The organism is Pseudoruminococcus sp., from assembly GCF_047012705.1.
In the GTDB taxonomy this organism is placed as follows: Bacteria; Bacillota; Clostridia; order Oscillospirales; family Acutalibacteraceae; genus Pseudoruminococcus.
Map to the genome: position 1 here is coordinate 219,284 of NZ_JBKXNW010000001.1, position 16,289 is coordinate 235,572.

The 16,289-nt window shown below is 38.7% G+C and carries 19 protein-coding genes; 4 read left to right on the plus strand and 15 right to left on the minus strand.

The genetic code is table 11. The annotated features are described in order from the left end of the window. The first annotated feature begins 135 nt into the window (after positions 1-135). Positions 136-723, plus strand: coding sequence for a sugar O-acetyltransferase (locus ACLU24_RS01015; RefSeq protein ID WP_412609591.1), 588 nt, complete (start codon positions 136-138; stop codon positions 721-723). Between the two features lie 139 nt (positions 724-862). Then, the gene (locus ACLU24_RS01020; RefSeq protein WP_412609593.1) at positions 863-2,260 is read left to right on the plus strand and encodes an MATE family efflux transporter; all 1,398 of its coding nucleotides are present in this window, start codon (positions 863-865) and stop codon (positions 2,258-2,260) included. 62 nt (positions 2,261-2,322) lie between these two features. On the opposite strand, the gene ACLU24_RS01025 is transcribed toward ACLU24_RS01020, so the two are convergent. Continuing rightward, the gene (locus ACLU24_RS01025; protein WP_412609595.1) at positions 2,323-3,795 is read right to left on the minus strand and encodes a vWA domain-containing protein; all 1,473 of its coding nucleotides are present in this window, start codon (positions 3,793-3,795) and stop codon (positions 2,323-2,325) included. A 233-nt stretch (positions 3,796-4,028) separates the two neighbouring features. Between ACLU24_RS01025 and ACLU24_RS01030 the strand changes: the two genes are divergently transcribed. Together ACLU24_RS01030 and pdxR are read left to right on the plus strand one after the other, a co-directional pair. Continuing rightward, complete coding sequence (locus ACLU24_RS01030) at positions 4,029-5,723, plus strand: MutS-related protein (protein ID WP_412609598.1); 1,695 nt, start codon at positions 4,029-4,031, stop codon at positions 5,721-5,723. 35 nt (positions 5,724-5,758) lie between these two features. After that, complete coding sequence (gene pdxR, locus ACLU24_RS01035; RefSeq protein ID WP_412609601.1) at positions 5,759-7,144, plus strand: MocR-like pyridoxine biosynthesis transcription factor PdxR; 1,386 nt, start codon at positions 5,759-5,761, stop codon at positions 7,142-7,144. 542 nt (positions 7,145-7,686) lie between these two features. Here pdxR and ACLU24_RS01040 read toward each other — a convergent pair. From ACLU24_RS01040 to ACLU24_RS01105, 14 genes are all read right to left on the minus strand, one after another. After that, entirely contained in the window at positions 7,687-8,169 is a 483-nt protein-coding gene (locus tag ACLU24_RS01040; RefSeq protein ID WP_412609604.1) for a putative phage tail protein, read from the minus strand. Positions 8,170-8,180: 11 nt separating this feature from the next. After that, positions 8,181-9,242: a baseplate J/gp47 family protein gene (locus tag ACLU24_RS01045; RefSeq protein ID WP_412609607.1), complete on the minus strand. Its 1,062-nt coding sequence runs from the start codon at positions 9,240-9,242 to the stop codon at positions 8,181-8,183. A 1-nt stretch (position 9,243) separates the two neighbouring features. Next, entirely contained in the window at positions 9,244-9,573 is a 330-nt protein-coding gene (locus ACLU24_RS01050; protein ID WP_412609610.1) for a hypothetical protein, read from the minus strand. 14 nt (positions 9,574-9,587) lie between these two features. Then, positions 9,588-9,953 carry a hypothetical protein gene (locus ACLU24_RS01055; RefSeq protein WP_412609612.1) on the minus strand — a complete coding sequence of 122 codons (366 nt, stop codon included), beginning with the start codon at positions 9,951-9,953 and terminating at the stop codon, positions 9,588-9,590. A gap of 18 nt (positions 9,954-9,971) precedes the next feature. Next, the gene (locus ACLU24_RS01060; protein WP_412609615.1) at positions 9,972-10,889 is read right to left on the minus strand and encodes a hypothetical protein; all 918 of its coding nucleotides are present in this window, start codon (positions 10,887-10,889) and stop codon (positions 9,972-9,974) included. Further along, positions 10,889-11,413, minus strand: coding sequence for a LysM peptidoglycan-binding domain-containing protein (locus ACLU24_RS01065; protein ID WP_412609618.1), 525 nt, complete (start codon positions 11,411-11,413; stop codon positions 10,889-10,891). The genes ACLU24_RS01060 and ACLU24_RS01065 overlap by 1 nt, the downstream gene beginning before the upstream one ends. Further along, a complete protein-coding gene (locus ACLU24_RS01070; RefSeq protein ID WP_022264446.1) occupies positions 11,406-11,549 on the minus strand; it encodes a hypothetical protein in 144 nt (47 codons plus the stop codon). Before ACLU24_RS01070 ends, ACLU24_RS01065 begins: the two co-directional genes overlap by 8 nt. Next, on the minus strand, positions 11,549-11,926 hold the full coding sequence (locus ACLU24_RS01075; protein WP_412609620.1) for a hypothetical protein: 378 nt from the start codon (positions 11,924-11,926) through the stop codon (positions 11,549-11,551). The genes ACLU24_RS01070 and ACLU24_RS01075 overlap by 1 nt, the downstream gene beginning before the upstream one ends. Further along, positions 11,927-12,409, minus strand: a complete 483-nt coding sequence (locus ACLU24_RS01080) for a hypothetical protein (protein WP_412609622.1) — start codon at positions 12,407-12,409, stop codon at positions 11,927-11,929. Beyond that, positions 12,382-12,696 (minus strand): hypothetical protein, encoded by a 315-nt coding sequence (locus ACLU24_RS01085; RefSeq protein WP_412609625.1) that lies wholly within the window; start codon positions 12,694-12,696, stop codon positions 12,382-12,384. The genes ACLU24_RS01080 and ACLU24_RS01085 overlap by 28 nt, the downstream gene beginning before the upstream one ends. Then, positions 12,693-13,058 (minus strand): hypothetical protein, encoded by a 366-nt coding sequence (locus ACLU24_RS01090; protein WP_412609627.1) that lies wholly within the window; start codon positions 13,056-13,058, stop codon positions 12,693-12,695. Before ACLU24_RS01090 ends, ACLU24_RS01085 begins: the two co-directional genes overlap by 4 nt. A gap of 24 nt (positions 13,059-13,082) precedes the next feature. Further along, the gene (locus tag ACLU24_RS01095; protein WP_412609630.1) at positions 13,083-14,090 is read right to left on the minus strand and encodes a phage major capsid protein; all 1,008 of its coding nucleotides are present in this window, start codon (positions 14,088-14,090) and stop codon (positions 13,083-13,085) included. A gap of 108 nt (positions 14,091-14,198) precedes the next feature. After that, the gene (locus ACLU24_RS01100) at positions 14,199-15,134 is read right to left on the minus strand and encodes a hypothetical protein (RefSeq protein WP_412609633.1); all 936 of its coding nucleotides are present in this window, start codon (positions 15,132-15,134) and stop codon (positions 14,199-14,201) included. After that, positions 15,115-16,284: a serine/threonine protein phosphatase gene (locus tag ACLU24_RS01105; RefSeq protein ID WP_412609635.1), complete on the minus strand. Its 1,170-nt coding sequence runs from the start codon at positions 16,282-16,284 to the stop codon at positions 15,115-15,117. Before ACLU24_RS01105 ends, ACLU24_RS01100 begins: the two co-directional genes overlap by 20 nt. Positions 16,285-16,289: the final 5 nt, after the last annotated feature.

Consider the following 16,289-nt stretch of genomic DNA (forward strand, 5'->3'; position numbering starts at 1 on the left):
AGAAACAAATCGAGAGGACACCCCGAAAAAAACGAGATGTCCTCTTTATTTATAATTTACGAAACCCACATAAAAAGATATAATAAGCACAATGTTAATACTATAAAATTTTTTAATAACGGAGGTCAACTTATTATGACAGAAAAAGAAAAAGCTCAAGCCGGATTACTTTATAAAAGCAATGGAGAAGAGCTTAAATCTGAACTTATGCGTTGCAAAAATTTATGTGCTGAATATAATAGACTTATGCCATCACAAACAGAAGAAAGAAAAGCTCTCCTTAAAAAAATTCTTGGAAAAACAGGCGAGAATTTCTGGATAGAACAGTCGTTCTGGTGTGATTATGGCTATAATATTGAGATTGGTGAGAATTTCTATTCGAACCATAATCTTGTCATTCTCGACCCGGGCAAGGTAACATTCGGAGATAATTGCTTTGTCGCACCAAACTGCGGTTTTTATACCGCAGGACACGCTATTGACGCAGAGCAAAGAAATGAAGGCTTTGAAATTGCTCTGCCAATCACCGTAGGTAATAATGTTTGGATTGGCGGCAGCGTCTGCGTTATGCCCGGCGTCACCATAGGAGATAATACTATTATTGGCGGAGGAAGTGTTGTTACTAAAGATATTCCATCGGGCGTTATCGCCGCAGGAAATCCTTGTCGTGTAATAAGAAAAATTACCGAAGCTGATAGGGATAAATACAAAAAAAGTTTGTGAAAAATTCGTCTTGACATTTTCAAAAAAATTCTGATATAATCATAGTTGCCGAGTAGCAAAAGCGTAAATCCAGGAATTGGATTTACGCTTTATTTTTTTGCAAAAAATTATCAGTTCTGAGAAAGGAAGATTTTAACCTATGGAAAAAACAAAAATGAACAAAATGGGAATTGTCCCAGTCAACAAACTGCTTATAACTATGGGTGTACCTATGATTTTATCTATGGTTCTCCAAGCGGTTTATAACATTGTTGATAGCGCTTTCGTATCTAATATGTCACACGATGGCGAAGCTGCACTAAATGCCTTAACTCTTGCGTTTCCTGTACAAATTCTTATGGTAGCAATAAGTATAGGCACAGGTGTCGGCACTAATGCACTCTTATCAAAAGCACTTGGTCAGCGTGACAGCGAAAAAGTAAATCGTGTTGCAGGAAATTCATTTTTCCTCGCAATAATAATTTGTGTTGCCTATATAATCTTTGGCTTAACAGGTGTTCGTGCATACATCTGTTCACAAACCTCTAATAAACTTATCCAAAATATGGCTATTGACTACCTGAGCATTTGTTGTATAATCTCATTCGGCATTGTATTTTTCTCAATTCTCGAGAAGCTTCTCCAAGCAACAGGTCGTTCACTGTTTTCAACTATCGCACAGGTTTCAGGTGCTATCGTAAATATCGTTCTCGACCCAATAATGATTTATGGCTTACTCGGTTTTCCGGAAATGGGTGTAAAAGGCGCTGCCTATGCAACTGTTATAGGTCAATGTGTTTCGTGCATAGTCGCCTTAATTTTCCATGTCAAAGTAAATAAGGAAATCTCAAATAAAGGCAAGTATATCAAGCCATCGTGGCAGATTATCAAAGAGATTTATGCAATCGGTCTGCCTGCAATAATAGCACAGGCACTTATGTCTGTTATGACCTATGGACTTAATATTATACTCGGTATGCTCAGTGAAGCCGCCGTCACTGCATATGGACTTTTCTACAAAATTCAACAATTTATGCTCTTTGCAGCATTCGGACTAAGAGATGCTATCACACCGATTATATCCTTTAATCATGGTATGAAAAGTAAGGAAAGAATACAAGACGGCATAAAATTCGGTATGATTTATACTATTTCAATTATGCTTATCGGCACACTTTTGCTCGAGCTTTTCGCAGAACCATTCGCAGAGATCTTTGGGCTTTCAGGCGAAACAAAATCTCTCTGTTTAAGTGCTATGAGAATAATTTCCGTAAGCTTTGTTTTTGCTGGTGCAAATATAGCTTTTCAAGGAATCTTTCAAGCTCTTGAAAGCGGTACAGAATCCTTAGTCGTATCAATTTTCCGCCAACTTGTATTAGTCTTGCCTGTTGCATGGATATTCGTAGAAATCATCAAAAATTCAAATACAAGCACAGACCTTGTCTGGTATACATTTTTAATAGCCGAAACAGTTTCAACAGCAATAGCTTGTATGTTTATGAAACGAACCTATAATAAAAAAATAAAGGTATTAACTCCATGCTCTGTACATATTTAAGCTAAAACAAAAATCACAGCTCTTGCGGGCTGTGATTTTTTATATTTATTTAACTTTTAAGTTTATTTTGATTTTTTAGATTTAAATGCTTTTACAGAAATTATAGCAGCTGAAGCAGCAAAGGCCATAAGTATAAATACTACATTCTGAGTATTACCTGTCTGTGGAATATCATTAGCAGGTTTGCCTTCTTGCTTAGAGGATTCAACTTGTGAAGGCTCTGTCTTTGAAGATTCTGTTTTTGATGACTCTTCCTTTGAAGATTCAGATGATTCTTCCGAAGATTCTGATGGCTCAGATGGTTCTGAAGATTCAGATGATTCCTGCTTTTCTTCAACCTGAAAAACAGGATTAGCAAAATCTACACTATAACTTTCATCACGATAGGTAAATTCAATCTTACCATTACTTATCTTAAATCCATCTTTACCAGAACTTGTTGCATTACCATCAGCGTCAGTATTTTCATCGCCTACTGCATCATAACCATTCTTTGCAAAGAACTCATCTGCATATGCATTTGGCTTTACTGTGTAAGAAAGCTTATATGTCCACCTATCAGGAATCTGCTCAGTACCAAGGTCAAGAGAAACTGTCTTTGTTTCTGCATCATAAGCTATATCATAATTAGCACCGTCTACTAAATCACCATTAGCGTTACGAACTTCAACATCAAATATCGGCTTGCCATCTTCATCATAATTTACATACTCAGCATAATCACTTAAAGAATCACTAATAATAACATTAGAATACGCCTTTGTAATAACATCTGCTATGCCATCAAATACATTTGCAAGCTCATCTGCATTATCTGCATAGAAATAGTTATCATCACTTGCCGGGATTTTTTTCATAAAGTCTTCATCACAACCAGGAACACCAACAGAATAAACAGTTGCATCAGGATAATCTGCCCTCAACTTTTCTGCCGCAGCAATAGCTCTTTTTGCTACACCATTGCCAAATTCTCCGTAAAGATTAGGCTTACCGTCGCTCAAAAAGATAACATATTTTTTGCTGTCATCACGAGCAGTTGCTAAAAGCTCTTCTGCATATTCAATAGCCAATGGTGAATTAGTATATCCTATATCAGGTGCATAATTATCAAAAATAAACTTTAAATGCTCTGCAGAACTTGTCCAGTAGGAATCAAAAAAATCAACTTTTATAACTTCTGTCTCAAACAAAACAACAGAAGCCCTATTATCTGTTCCCTCAGGGAGCATTTTTTTACTAAGAACATCAACAGCCTTTTTAAGCGAATCCCACTTGCCATCACGATTCATGCTTGGGGAACGATCTGCAACTAAAACTACATCTGCTGTTGTATTCTTTATATTTGTTTCTTGGGTAACGCTTCCCTCAAATGAAAGGGAAACATCGTATGTTCCATCACCATTAGCTTTAACAGTTTTTGAGTTTTTAGGTGTTGGAATTTCCTGCGAAGTTTCTTCAGCAGAAGCAACCATACCACAGCTAAGAGCCATAGCCAATGCTAATGCCAAAGAAGCAATCTTCAAACCTTTTTTCATTAACTTTCCTCCAAAATATATTTTCATAAAGTTATATTTAACTTTACAATAGTGATTATATCATCTAAGTTCTATATTGTCAATCAATTTTGTCTTAAAATTTAAATGGTTTTATTTATATATTTAAGTCTTTTATTTGATAAATATATTGCGTTTATCAGCATAATTGACAATTTTTGTATCAAGTAGTAGAATTATTTTATACATAATAAAGCGAAGAGGTTACGGCGAGTATGAAAAAATTCAGTCTTTTATATCCAGATGACAGCAACTATGAAATCAAGGTTCTTGATGAAGCCGCCTGCAACGACTTGTCCTTTGATTTCCTCTTAAACGCTCTAACAAAAGAAAAAAGCGAAAAACAGATTATTAAACGCACTCTTTCACAAATGGTATCTGACGAAAATGTTATAAAATACCGCATAGATATTTTCGATGATTTACTCCACCACCCCAAAATGTGTGAAACCTTAGAAAATCTTTTAACACAGCTAAACGACTTATGGGAACTAAAGCGTATGCAAAAAGATACAGAAGTTTCAGCAATATGGGGACTTATCAACCGACTTCGTGAAGTAAATGACTATATTCAATGCATAACCCAGATGAAACTCGCCATGGACGAAGCCAACCTCAAATCAGATGGTCTGAGAGAACTTTATACTATGGTAACAGAAATATATAACGGCAGTGGTTTTCCACAACTGAAAAAGGATATTGATGAAACCTTTGAAAAAGCACAAAAACTAAAGAGTGTAACTGTTGGCGTAAATCTTGATAATCTTCTTCGCCCAAAGGAAGCCGGAGTTGTATCCTTAAATGATACCGAGTTTACTCATACAGGACTTCTTAAAAATTTTATGAATTTCGCCGCAAAGAAAAACCCTGAAATTCACGAAGGTGTAGAAGTCGAAAGTATGAGCTTTCATCCTGCCGCAACAAACAAAAAAGCTTCACTTACAGGTATGAGCATAAATAATGTAGCCGAACTTTCAACGCTTCAAATTGAATCGTCGCTCACAGGCGGCGACCCATTTTCAGCGGCTATGGAAAAATCCGTATCAAATATTCTCAAGAAAATAGTCAAAGACATTCGAGATGTTCTTCGTAAGTATGTTGATATAAGCGGTTATTCTCTAACATCAATTTCACCCGAACTCATTTTCTATATTCGCTGGGCATCACTGATACGCAAAATACAAAATCTTAATCTTCCAATCTGTAAGCCACAGGTTCTGCCAACCTCACAGCGTGTTCTTCAAACTGACGGCTTATATAATCTCAAACTTGCCATAAAAGCTGTCAACGGTGAAAATATCGACATCGTAACAAACTCCCTCGATTTTAACGAAGAACACCGTATCTACATTATGACCGGCCCTAATCGTGGCGGAAAAACTACCTTTACACAAGCTGTCGGTCTTATGTATCTTCTTGCACAGCACGGAATATTCGTTCCTGCATCAGAATTTTGGTTCAGCCCTTGCGATACAATTTATACGCACTTTCCGGCTGATGAAAATAAAACCGTAGATCTCGGCAGACTCGGCGAAGAATCTGTCCGACTTTCTGAGATTATGCAAAATTCAACTAAAAATACCCTCATACTTATGAATGAAACTCTTGCCACAACTAATGTTGAAGAGGGTGTATATCTTGCGAGAGATATAGTTCGCTTTATGTGTTATATCGGAGTTCGTGCAATCTACAATACACATATGCACGACCTTGCAAGAAATTTAGATGCTTTCAATTCCGACCCCGAGATACACAGTCGTGTCGAAAGCCTTGTCACAGGTATAGAAAATGGGCGCAGGTCATTCCATGTACAGATATTGCCACCACAAAACGCCAGTTATGCAAGAGATATTGCAGTAAAATACGGTATAACCTTCGAGCAACTAAAACAAAGCCGAGGATTAAAGTAACCCATCAAAAAAACTTATAAAACGGAGATTTCACTATGACATACGATTTCATCGAACTTGACCGAAACGGAACCATTCCGCTCTATCAACAGCTATATGACAAAATATCTTCCGCCGTTGAGAACGGTAGTCTTACTATCGGTGCAAAGCTCCCTTCAATTCGTAAACTATCAGAAGATTTACAGCTCAGCCGCACAACAATAGAATCAGCCTATCAACAACTATGTATCGAGGGCTATATAAAAAGTCTTCCACAGAGAGGATACTATGTTCAATCTGCCCCTCAAAAAAACACAATAAAAAATACAAACTCAATTTTGCCGGTAAATCGTGAGAGCAAAGAAAACATTCTCTATGACCTCGGAAGTGACCTTGCCGACAGAAATGAAACCGATATAAAGCTTTGGCGTTCACATATAAAAGATGTTCTTAAAAAGAAAAATGTAATAGCTTCATATGGCGACCCACAGGGAGAACTTGCACTAAGAAATGCCCTTGCACTCTATAGTCATGGAATCAGGGGTGCCGTTACAGACGGAAGTCGTATTCTGATTGGTTCAGGTACGCAATCACTTTTATACATAATTTGCGGACTTATCTCCGAAATAAAACCACGCACAGCAGCTATGGAGGAAGATGGTTTTCCGCTCGCCGAAAGAGTTTTTGCCGATTGTGGATTTTCCATTCATAAGCTCAAAAGTGACAATGACGGAATCATTCCCGAAGAACTTTATAAAAACGGTTCGAGCATATTATTCATAAATCCCTCATGCAATAAAAACGGACAGCCTATCCGTATGAGCCGTAGAAAAGAACTTCTTAAATGGGCAGAAGAAACAGATTCAATCATCATAGAAGACGACTACAACGGCGAACTAAGATATAGCTCACGGCCATTTCCTGCTCTGCAAAGCGCCAATAGTGAGAGAGTAATTTATATAGGTTCATTCTCAAAAATGCTCTTACCGTCCGTCAGAATAGGCTATGCGGTTTTAACTTCCGAATTGCTTAAAATCTATGAATCAAGAAACGGCTTTTATAACCAGACCTCTTCAAAAATTGAACAGCTTGCACTTGCCGAATATATCAAAACAGGCGAACTTGAACGCAGACTTCGCCGTTTGCGTAAGCTATATCGTGAAAAAAGTTCTTTAATTATGCAAGCTCTCGAAACCACCTTCGCAGACTCTGACCTCAAATTAAAAGCAACACTCCAAGAAACCGCCCTATGCTTTATACTTTCACTCAATACAAATCGTTCTATGGCGGAAATGCTTTCCCTTGCTAAAAATCAAGGGGTTCGTCTTTCAAGCTCAAAATCAGATAATAAAAATACCACCGAGCTTAAATTAGGCTTCGGTGGTATTCCCACAACGGATATTATCAACGCAATAAACGCTTTAAAAAAGGCTTGGTGCTAAACATCTTAAATTTGATAAAACTTAAAGACTTCCTAAGACACTTAAAAGTTTCGCTCGAGGCGGAGTGCCTCCGCCGTCAAGACGCGGTGCGTGACCGCACAGGACAAGACGCGGAATCGCTCGGCTTTGCCTCACTCGCAGTAAATAAGGAAAACTTATTGCCGCGGTTGAAGAAATTACCAATTAGCTAACACACTTCTTTAAGACACTTAAAAGTTTCGCTCGAGGCGGAGTGCCTCCGCCGTCAAGATGCGGTGCGTGACCGCACAGGACAAGACGCGGAATCGCTCGACAAGTCTCGCTCGCAGTAAATAAGGAAAACTTATTGCCGCGGTCGAAGAAATTACCAATTAGCTAACACACTTCTTTAAAACACTTAAAAGTTTCGCTCGAGCCTTTTCAAAGGCTCGCAGGGTCGAGGGACGGAGTCCCTCGTGGGTTTTAAGGGCAACGCCCTTAACATCTCTTTCTCCTCAAACGGTGGACGAAGTCCGCCGCTTATTTCTATTGTCAGCAACCAGCTAACGATTTAATAACCCACCTTAAATAGCTCCCCCATTAAAAGTCACACACATAATAAGATGTAAAGGTGCAAACCTAAGCAATTCAGCTTTCAGAAATTCCTTTTTATCATCAGAAACCTCTGTCAGTATATCAACATAAATCTTGCTTTCAGCAATATTTTCAGTAATATTACATTCCAATCCCAAGGACGCAACTTGTTTTTCAAGTGCGTCCTTTCCTATTATGCTCGGATTTATCTGAAGCCTGTTAATAAGCTTATTTCGTCTGCTTTCAAGCGTATCACCATTCATATAGGTTCTTGCCATAGATTCAAGCTGTTCAAGTCCATAGCCCTCTGCCGTCTGTACAAAACATTCACGCAAAAGCTCATCAACTTCATCATAAACTGTTTGCAAAACAACAGCATAAGCTTTTATCTCTGCATCAATAAGACCGCCTTGCTTAATATCATAAATTCCTGTCGCAGAAAGCTTATTCTTTATGGATTCATATGCAGTCACCACAAAACCTCCTATACAACAGTAATGCTGACTGCTCCAAGCGTATAAAGCTTAGTGCAATCGCCTTCATATTCTTTAGTCACGCTTGTATCAAAAATATAATTTTTAACACCGTCAATATGATAAATAAGCTCTCCAAGCTCGCAGTATTTAACCCCATCACCAACGCAAAGCTTTCTGAAATATTCGGTTATTTCATTCTGAACCCGACCTTTAACATCATCAGCATAATATCCGTCCTTAACAGAAATTGACAGCTTTATTACCACACCCGTTAATGTAGCATTTTCGACCGAAACGCTAATATTTATACCCTTTTTATCATTCATTTCTTGCTGTAAAGCAGAAACGACCTCATCACTACACTTTGACGCACGACCCGCAATATAAATTCCAACAGTTCCCGTACCCTGAGCAAGTGGCTTTATACCAACAGAATATACACCGTCAATACCTAAGGCAATTCGTCTGTAATATTCCTCATTATCGCCATTTGACGGATTATAATAGCTTTCTGCAATTCTTTTACGCAAAGCCTCATCACTTTCTGCTGATGCACCGCCTCCAAATATGCTTGAGTTATTAACGCTTATGGACTCTGAAAAGTAAGTTACAATAGAAGTAACGCGATTCACAGGAATATTATATTCTGAACCGCCATTTTCTGCGTGTGCCTTAACCATAACAAAGCTTTCATTCACAGGCAGAACTGTATCCTCGTCTGTCACAAATCTAAGGCTTCCGTCACTCACCGCACAAACCGTTCCTTTCGGAACAGTAAAAGAATACGAAAGCGGTCTTTCTACATAGAACATAAGCTTTCCGTTCGCCTTTATAGCAGGCTTTCTTTTAAGACCTCGCATTTCTGCGTGTTTGTCGAGATATTCGCCCGTTGCGGTTGTAGGAAACATCTGTCTTTTAAGAAAATCAAGACTGCTTTCAAGCGAAAAAATTTCTCCCGCAAGAGTTTTCATTCTGATGCCTATATCCGACGCATTATCAGGCACATAACCCGCATTTTTTTCAAATTCATTCTGCATTCTCTCAAGAATTTCACTATAAGTTTCGCTCATTTTATCCCTCCTCATCTTCAAATGGAATTTCAAGCATAAAATTCCCAAACTCAGAATTAAATTTAGCTTTTAAAGTTCCTTTTTCGATATGAGCTGAAATCAAATCCACATCAAAAAGCTGTGGCAAAGCCTTTCGGATAAGTCCGATAAGCTCACTGTTTTCCGTCTTGACTGTTATTTCACTTCCAAGCTTTCGGTCGTATATAAAACCTCCAAGCTTTGCTTTTAATCTTATATAAATTTGCTGTTTAAGCTCATCAAACCCGCTTATAAGTATCGGCTTTCCGGCAGAATCTTTTTTCAAATCTCCATTTTCAAGCAATAAATCCAAGTATTCCACCTCCGCTAAACAGACTTACCATTTATGGTAACATCTCCGCAAATTTCAATCTTACCATCAGTCATAAGCTTTATAGTAGCCGTACCGTTTTTATTTGAGAGAAAAAGCTCGCCGGGCAAAGGGCAATCATTCGGATTAACTCTATCCATAATAGTACCCACGCATACATCGCCACTCTCGGTTTTAAGAACAACCGCATTTTCATCAATCTTCGGCGAAAAGCTTATTCCACTCGGAGCAGCAATAGTCAGATGAGAAACACCGTCCCTGCCAACAGCCGTAATTTCCGAATTATTCGCCGAAGAAATCGCCGCATTTATGCAGTTACTTTTAGCTTGATTTCTCTTTGTAATGTTCTTAGCCATCCACATTCAATATCAAATCTCCATTCAATTACACGATAAATTCAAGATTGTAAGTTCATTGTCGCCGTCGGCCTCATATCTCAGCTTATTTACTCTAAGATTTCCGAGCTTGTAATCGGGCAGGACAATCCAATCCCCGATATTAACAAGCACCCTGCCAGAAACCGTAAGATTCAGCGTATCATAAAGTTTATTAGATTCCTCGATATTCTCATAACAAGATGCAATTCCAACGCCGCCATTATCAACAGCATTAAGATAACGCACCGAATCAACGCCAAGCCTTTCGGCATTTTCATTACTTATAATCATTTCATAACCGTTGCCACGCAAGGTTCTCACACGATATTCCGAAATAAGCTCACAACGCTTTTTAATCCGGCTCAACGAAATAATTTTATGTTCACCCTCATTAGTAAGCACTGTAGTTTCACCCTCGTTTTCGGAAATATCAATCACGCCGTCCTCATTAACTCTCGGATATGTGCCAAGAAATTTTCTGCAATATTTTTCAAGAACACTCCATTCGCTCTCGCCTTTGGCAATGCTCATACTTCCGCTTTTAGGCTTGTCATTTCCGATATACTCCTTAAATCCTAAGCGTGAGAAATTTCTCTCCATAAAAAGCTGCATATTAGGCAAGCAACAGCTTTGCGGCATAGCCTCATTATCAAGCAACAGAGCCGCAAGACTTCTTGCATTGATTTCAAGTATAATTCCGCTCTCTGAAATAGTCTCAATCTGCTCATCAACAATTCCACGAAATACGCACTTAGAGCCGTCAAAAACAGCAATTTCAGCATATTCTATTCCATTTATCCCCGAAAGAAAAAGCACATCAAGGCTATCAGCAGGAACATTCTTTTCACGAATGAGTGTAACGCTTTTCGGATTAAAAAAGATATATTCATTCTTCAAAGCGTCTTTCAAAATATATTTCATCAAAGCCTTATCACCTCTCCCGAATCAAAAGCCAAATCAGGACGCATAACATTCGGATTTTTTTCAAGAAGTTCCTCAACCGCAATATTGTTATTGTATGAAATATCCCAAAGAGTTTCGCCACCCTTTGTTATGTAGCTTTTAGGTGTCTGAACCTCAAAATGTTTCGCTGAAGTATCCTCACAAAAAGAAAAGCTGTATTTAATCAAACTATCCGAAGGTTCCTCCAAAAGTTCAAAACTTTGAAAAAACGCATAAAAAGGTTCAATTCCCGGAAGTAAAAGCAAACCCGAACCGCCGCTTAGAAATAACTTGCGAATTTCCGCAAACTGCTTTTCACAATCATAGCCGACAAGCTCACCTTCCCCGCTGATTTCACACGCTTTTCTGCCAAAGCTAACTGTATTTTCCGCCTGAAAAGGCACAGAATTTTTAGTAATTCTTGCCCTATGCTTAATCTTGATAACACTTGGATTTGTCGCAAAGCTATATCCCTTATATGACATCTTTTCCAGCTTATTCATCTTGACCTCCATCTAATTGCCTTGGATAGCGTCTTGCTTCTCTTTCAACATTATCCGAAACAGCCTGTGAAAGTACAACCGCTTCTCTTAGCCTGTTCATTTCACTTTCAAGCATTTCATTTATATCAGCTTTCATTACACCATCGCACTCTCCGTTCTTTTCTTAGCAAGAATTTCAACTTTCTCAATAACATTGTTTTTATCGAGCTTTTCGCTGTGAATATTAAAGTAACAACTATCAAAAGTAAGTGCCTTATTTCCGATAAATATTTCTATTGAAACGCCATCAGAATTAAATAAATTAACATCGAAATCTTCAAAAACAACGCTTTCAAGAATAAGCCTATACTGCTCTCTGCCCTTGATAATTGCAGTCGGTTCAGTCATAAAACACTCGTAAACCTCGTGCAGCTTTCTTTCGGTGATAATCTCACAGCTTTTTGCTGTACAAAGTAATTTCCCACCAAAATTGATTACAGCATTACTGCCCTTAAACGCTGAATAAACCGCCATTTAGATTTCCTCCTTAAAGACTTCGGCTAAAGCGTCTTTTCCGCCATAACAGCCGCAAATATCAATTTCAGCCTCCGCACAATAAGCATACGGCTTAGTTGTATATTCGCAAGCAAGAAATCTAATATCTCCTATTTCATCAGGAAAAAGATTTTTCAGCTTTTTGCATATCCTGCTAAGAACTTCAATAGCCTCTCCACTATCACCATTTTCGCAACTATATGCCTTGATATGTATTTTTCGCTTTATACCTCGGCAAAGCTTTTCAGAAAGTAGCCCACCCTCGTCATCACATTCTGAGAAACCAATCACCGCATAATTATCCCTTACAGGATTTTGTATTTCATTCTGCGAAAAAGCTCCCAAAATTTTGATATTCCAAAGCTCAGTATCTTCTTTCAGAGCATTCTCATACTTTTTGCAATCAACAAAAATACCTCTCACCCCCAATAAATCTATTTCACAAATTTTTTCAGATAGCATTGTGCATATAGCCCTATTTCGCCAATAGATATCATATGCTTACTTAAAATCACATAGCTTTCATTACGACAATCAACTTTATCTCCACGCTTTGCATCAACGACAAGTTCCGTTCCGCATAACATAACAAAACATTCCTCATCAATACAACCAACTTCCTGACGAATCTTATCCGAAAAATCACTTTTATCAATAAGCGGATAAATAACCGAAAAATCAACCTTATCATTGATTTTGGTTTCAGCACCTATTCGGCGAAAAATTCTTTCTATCCTGCTTTTTTTCATAGAATCCTCCCAAAGATAAATTCATCATCACGCAGAAAGTCCTTAACCTCAAGTAAAGCGTCTTTCCATACCGCGTCAGCATATTTCATACTATTTTCATTCGTAGAATTAACGCTGATTTCACCGACTTTAAATCCGCCACCTTCACCATTTGCAACATTTCGCTGTACATATCTTATAAAGGCAAGAGCAGCGGCAGCCCTGTTAAGGCTGTCACCGCATTCCTCCTCATTTATATCAGATTTAAGTCTTGCCCTTAAAGAACGCACCGCATTTTCGCAAAGGTTTTGATAATTTCCACTTTCAGATTCAGAAAGTTCTGCCAGCTTCAAAAATATTGCAATAACCTCATCAATATTCATACAGCACGCACCTCAAAGATAAAATTAAGAAAGCTTCATTGCCTTAGAAGCACTTGCACAAATCTTTCCAAAGCCTGTTGTAGTGCTTATTGCGGCTCTCTCAAGCTGTCTGTCGATAAGCTTGTCATAGTCGGTAATAACACCGCCGGATTCAACAAGCTCAAGTGAACAGTTCTTATCAAGACCGATAATAGTATCAGCCGCCATAGATGGAACATGAATAAGCTTTGCACCAAGTGGAGTAATCATACTGCCAGTACCGTGGAAAGTAAGTCCTGCGGAAGCATCTCTCATTTCAGGAAGTGCGAGGAGCTTTTGCATTAAAGCAGTAGGAGCAAGAATAGTATTAAGCTCGTGAGGAGCAAGTCCTGCCCAAAGGCTTACAAGGTCTGTATAGCCGATATCACCCGTTGCATTAATAACTGTCGCCGGATTCTTATTGCCGTCACCGTTAAGAATAACGCTCACAGCGTCCTTGAGCTGTTCTCTTGCAATCTGCATACCAATCTGACTAAGCATAACAGTAAACAAATCAAGGCGCTGGAATCTCAAAGCCTCATAAGATGCAGAAAGAATTCTGCCACGCTTGTTAAGAGAAATAAGACTGCCCTGTGTCTTAATAACAGTTTCAGGAATAGTTGCAGTTTCCTTAACAATATCAAAAGTAGTCTTGTCATCAGAAGGGTCAGAAGTAATAGAGCGATAATCCATACCGTCAATTCTTGTAGTTGCTGCTACTATGTCCGGAATCACATTAGAGCGTTCCATACCGACAGCAACCGCTCTTGAAACATATTCAGGGAATAAAGCCGCAGAATCGGAATTATCAAAAAACTTTTCAACTCTGTCAGATGACTTGCCGCTGACCTTAATATCAAAACGCTTCAACTGTCGCTGAAAAGCGTCCAAGCCCTCAAGAGCAGTTCCCTTATAATTTTCAGATGGGTCAAGTTCCTCAAGAATATCAGTAAGGCTCTTGCCCTTGTTAGCATACATACCCTTTTCAATTTTAATAGTTTCAAAATTTGCCATAAAAAATTTCCTCCTAAAATCAAAATAAATTTTTTGTTTTTATAAGCTTTTAAATCAAATCACTATGTGTAAGGTTTAGTGTATTCAACTTAAATTGCGTTTCTATCCTTAAATGCCTTTATAGGCATTATTCTTTTTGCTTGTAACTTCGTCATTAACCTTGCCAAGCTGTGGAACACCCTTGCCAAGTCTTGCCGATTTCTTTTCATATACCTGCTTAAATGCTTTAAGCTCAGTGAGTGTCATTTTTTCAGTAACGCTCTTAACAGCCTCCATAGGCAATTCCGGCTCAACAATCGCATAAAGCCTTGTCACATCTGCCTGAAGTTCGCTTCGATAAGCTTCGCCGTCACGAGCCTTTGCCTTGAGTATATCAAGTTCTTTTACAAGCTCCGCAACCTCGCTTTTACTTAGAACAACATCACCACTTGAACCAAGCTTTTTAAAAATGTCCTCCATTTCGTTCTCTCCTCTCATAAATTCATTAAATGCCTTTATAACACCGGCCGACCTCTGAGCAGGAACAGCCACAAACGACCATTCATAAGCGTCCTTAGGTTCGCTCAAAACCGCATAGCACAGCTTTCCGCCGTAGCTTTTACCCTTTATATGCGAACAACTCTTAAAGTCCGAACCGCATATTGAGCAAACGCTCTTGCCCATAGAACACCCAACGCTTACTTCCTTTTTGATACCGCTGTCAAGCTCAAGAATAATATCCTTATTCTTGTCGCTTATCGGCATATACGCTTTGGCAATAAGCCTTTTATATTGCTCGCCATAGCTTGTCATTTTTCCGTCAACAGTTTCAACCCTGCAATCATAAATCCTTGCGGTCTGATTTTCAGCAGTAGGATTATGGTCAAGAATACCGCTCTTGCCGATATACATTTCTGCTAATTTATTAAGAGATGTGCTGTCAAAGCATTCAAAATCCCTGTCAATCTCGTTGTCACAAAGCACAACAGAAAATGTATAAACTTCATCAGCCGAAAACCTTCTTTTTGTATATTGATTGATTAAATCAAGCTCCTTGCTGTCCACTCATTTCCACCTCGTTTCTCAATTTTATATTTTGAATTTCAACAGCCTCCGCATTAGCGTTGTTAAGTCTAGCCTGTGCAAGCTCAGTTTCGTCCTGAAGATTGATGTTATCCCATTCAATCGTAAAATCGCAGTCAAAACCAATCGTTCTAAGATAAATCGCACAGATTTTTCTGATAGTCGGTTCAATCAAACGCCTGTAATATTCAAGCTCACTTGTAAGAATATCCGCCTGCTGAGATGCCATTCTTTCCGTAGAACTCCATTGAAGTCCGAGTAAGAACGGCGGAATTGAAAGCTTTGAAACTATCTGCTCCAAAAGCTGCCTTACAGGAATTTCGCTGTCGAGAATCTGATTATCTGCACCAATAACCTTTATGCTGACATCTCCTACCGAAACGAAATCCGAGGCTCTGCTGTCACGCATAGTTTCGCTCCAAGCCTTAGCAATCTGTTCGGTTCTTTCCTTTGCAAAGGCTCTGTCATTGCTGTCAGTCGGTTTATACGAAACCGCAAATCTCACATTTCCGACTCTCTCCCAGTTTGTACCGACTGTATTAAAGATTGTCAGCAAAATTCCGCTTATAAACGGCAAACCTTTCAAAAGAGAAGTTCCATATACATTTCCTGGCTTTGGCGAAAGCGTACAGATAGAAATAAGCTCGTCCATATCAACAGGAACATTCCCCTCAATTTCCTTTCGATAAATCCTCACATCAAGCGGATTATTTCCTCTTTTCAACACAATGTCATCAAGGCTCGCATTGTATAAAGCACTTACCTCACAATTTTCGGAAAGCACAACCTCGCCGACAGCCGTACCATAGGTTAAAAGCTGTTCCAGAAAGCACGAAACAAAAACATCAATTCCCACACCTGTACCGTTGACATTAACGCTTCTCAAAAATTCTGCAAGTTTAATCTGAGCGTTTTCGTCATCACATACAGCCTTGAAACCACCAACAAGACGAACTGTCTTTTTTATTGCAGCGTCAATTATTGGAATAGCCTCTTTCAGCGAATCGTAAAGCTTAAATTCACAGCTTGTAAACGGAGAATAACCACTTAAATCGCTGAATGGGTGTACATTTCTTATTCCGCTTGCCGTCTGAACGGGTGAAAAATTTTCTTTTCGTTTAAAAAGTTTCATACCTC

Coding starts and splice junctions, on each gene's coding strand:
- ACLU24_RS01015 (WP_412609591.1), top strand. CDS start 136: ATGACAGAAAAAGAAAAAGCTCAAGCCGGATTACTTTATAAAAGCAAT.
- ACLU24_RS01020 (WP_412609593.1), top strand. CDS start 863: ATGGAAAAAACAAAAATGAACAAAATGGGAATTGTCCCAGTCAACAAA.
- ACLU24_RS01025 (WP_412609595.1), bottom strand. CDS start 3,795: ATGAAAAAAGGTTTGAAGATTGCTTCTTTGGCATTAGCATTGGCTATG.
- ACLU24_RS01030 (WP_412609598.1), top strand. CDS start 4,029: ATGAAAAAATTCAGTCTTTTATATCCAGATGACAGCAACTATGAAATC.
- pdxR (WP_412609601.1), top strand. CDS start 5,759: ATGACATACGATTTCATCGAACTTGACCGAAACGGAACCATTCCGCTC.
- ACLU24_RS01045 (WP_412609607.1), bottom strand. CDS start 9,242: ATGAGCGAAACTTATAGTGAAATTCTTGAGAGAATGCAGAATGAATTT.
- ACLU24_RS01055 (WP_412609612.1), bottom strand. CDS start 9,953: ATGTGGATGGCTAAGAACATTACAAAGAGAAATCAAGCTAAAAGTAAC.
- ACLU24_RS01060 (WP_412609615.1), bottom strand. CDS start 10,889: ATGAAATATATTTTGAAAGACGCTTTGAAGAATGAATATATCTTTTTT.
- ACLU24_RS01065 (WP_412609618.1), bottom strand. CDS start 11,413: ATGAATAAGCTGGAAAAGATGTCATATAAGGGATATAGCTTTGCGACA.
- ACLU24_RS01070 (WP_022264446.1), bottom strand. CDS start 11,549: ATGAAAGCTGATATAAATGAAATGCTTGAAAGTGAAATGAACAGGCTA.
- ACLU24_RS01075 (WP_412609620.1), bottom strand. CDS start 11,926: ATGGCGGTTTATTCAGCGTTTAAGGGCAGTAATGCTGTAATCAATTTT.
- ACLU24_RS01080 (WP_412609622.1), bottom strand. CDS start 12,409: ATGCTATCTGAAAAAATTTGTGAAATAGATTTATTGGGGGTGAGAGGT.
- ACLU24_RS01085 (WP_412609625.1), bottom strand. CDS start 12,696: ATGAAAAAAAGCAGGATAGAAAGAATTTTTCGCCGAATAGGTGCTGAA.
- ACLU24_RS01090 (WP_412609627.1), bottom strand. CDS start 13,058: ATGAATATTGATGAGGTTATTGCAATATTTTTGAAGCTGGCAGAACTT.
- ACLU24_RS01095 (WP_412609630.1), bottom strand. CDS start 14,090: ATGGCAAATTTTGAAACTATTAAAATTGAAAAGGGTATGTATGCTAAC.
- ACLU24_RS01105 (WP_412609635.1), bottom strand. CDS start 16,284: ATGAAACTTTTTAAACGAAAAGAAAATTTTTCACCCGTTCAGACGGCA.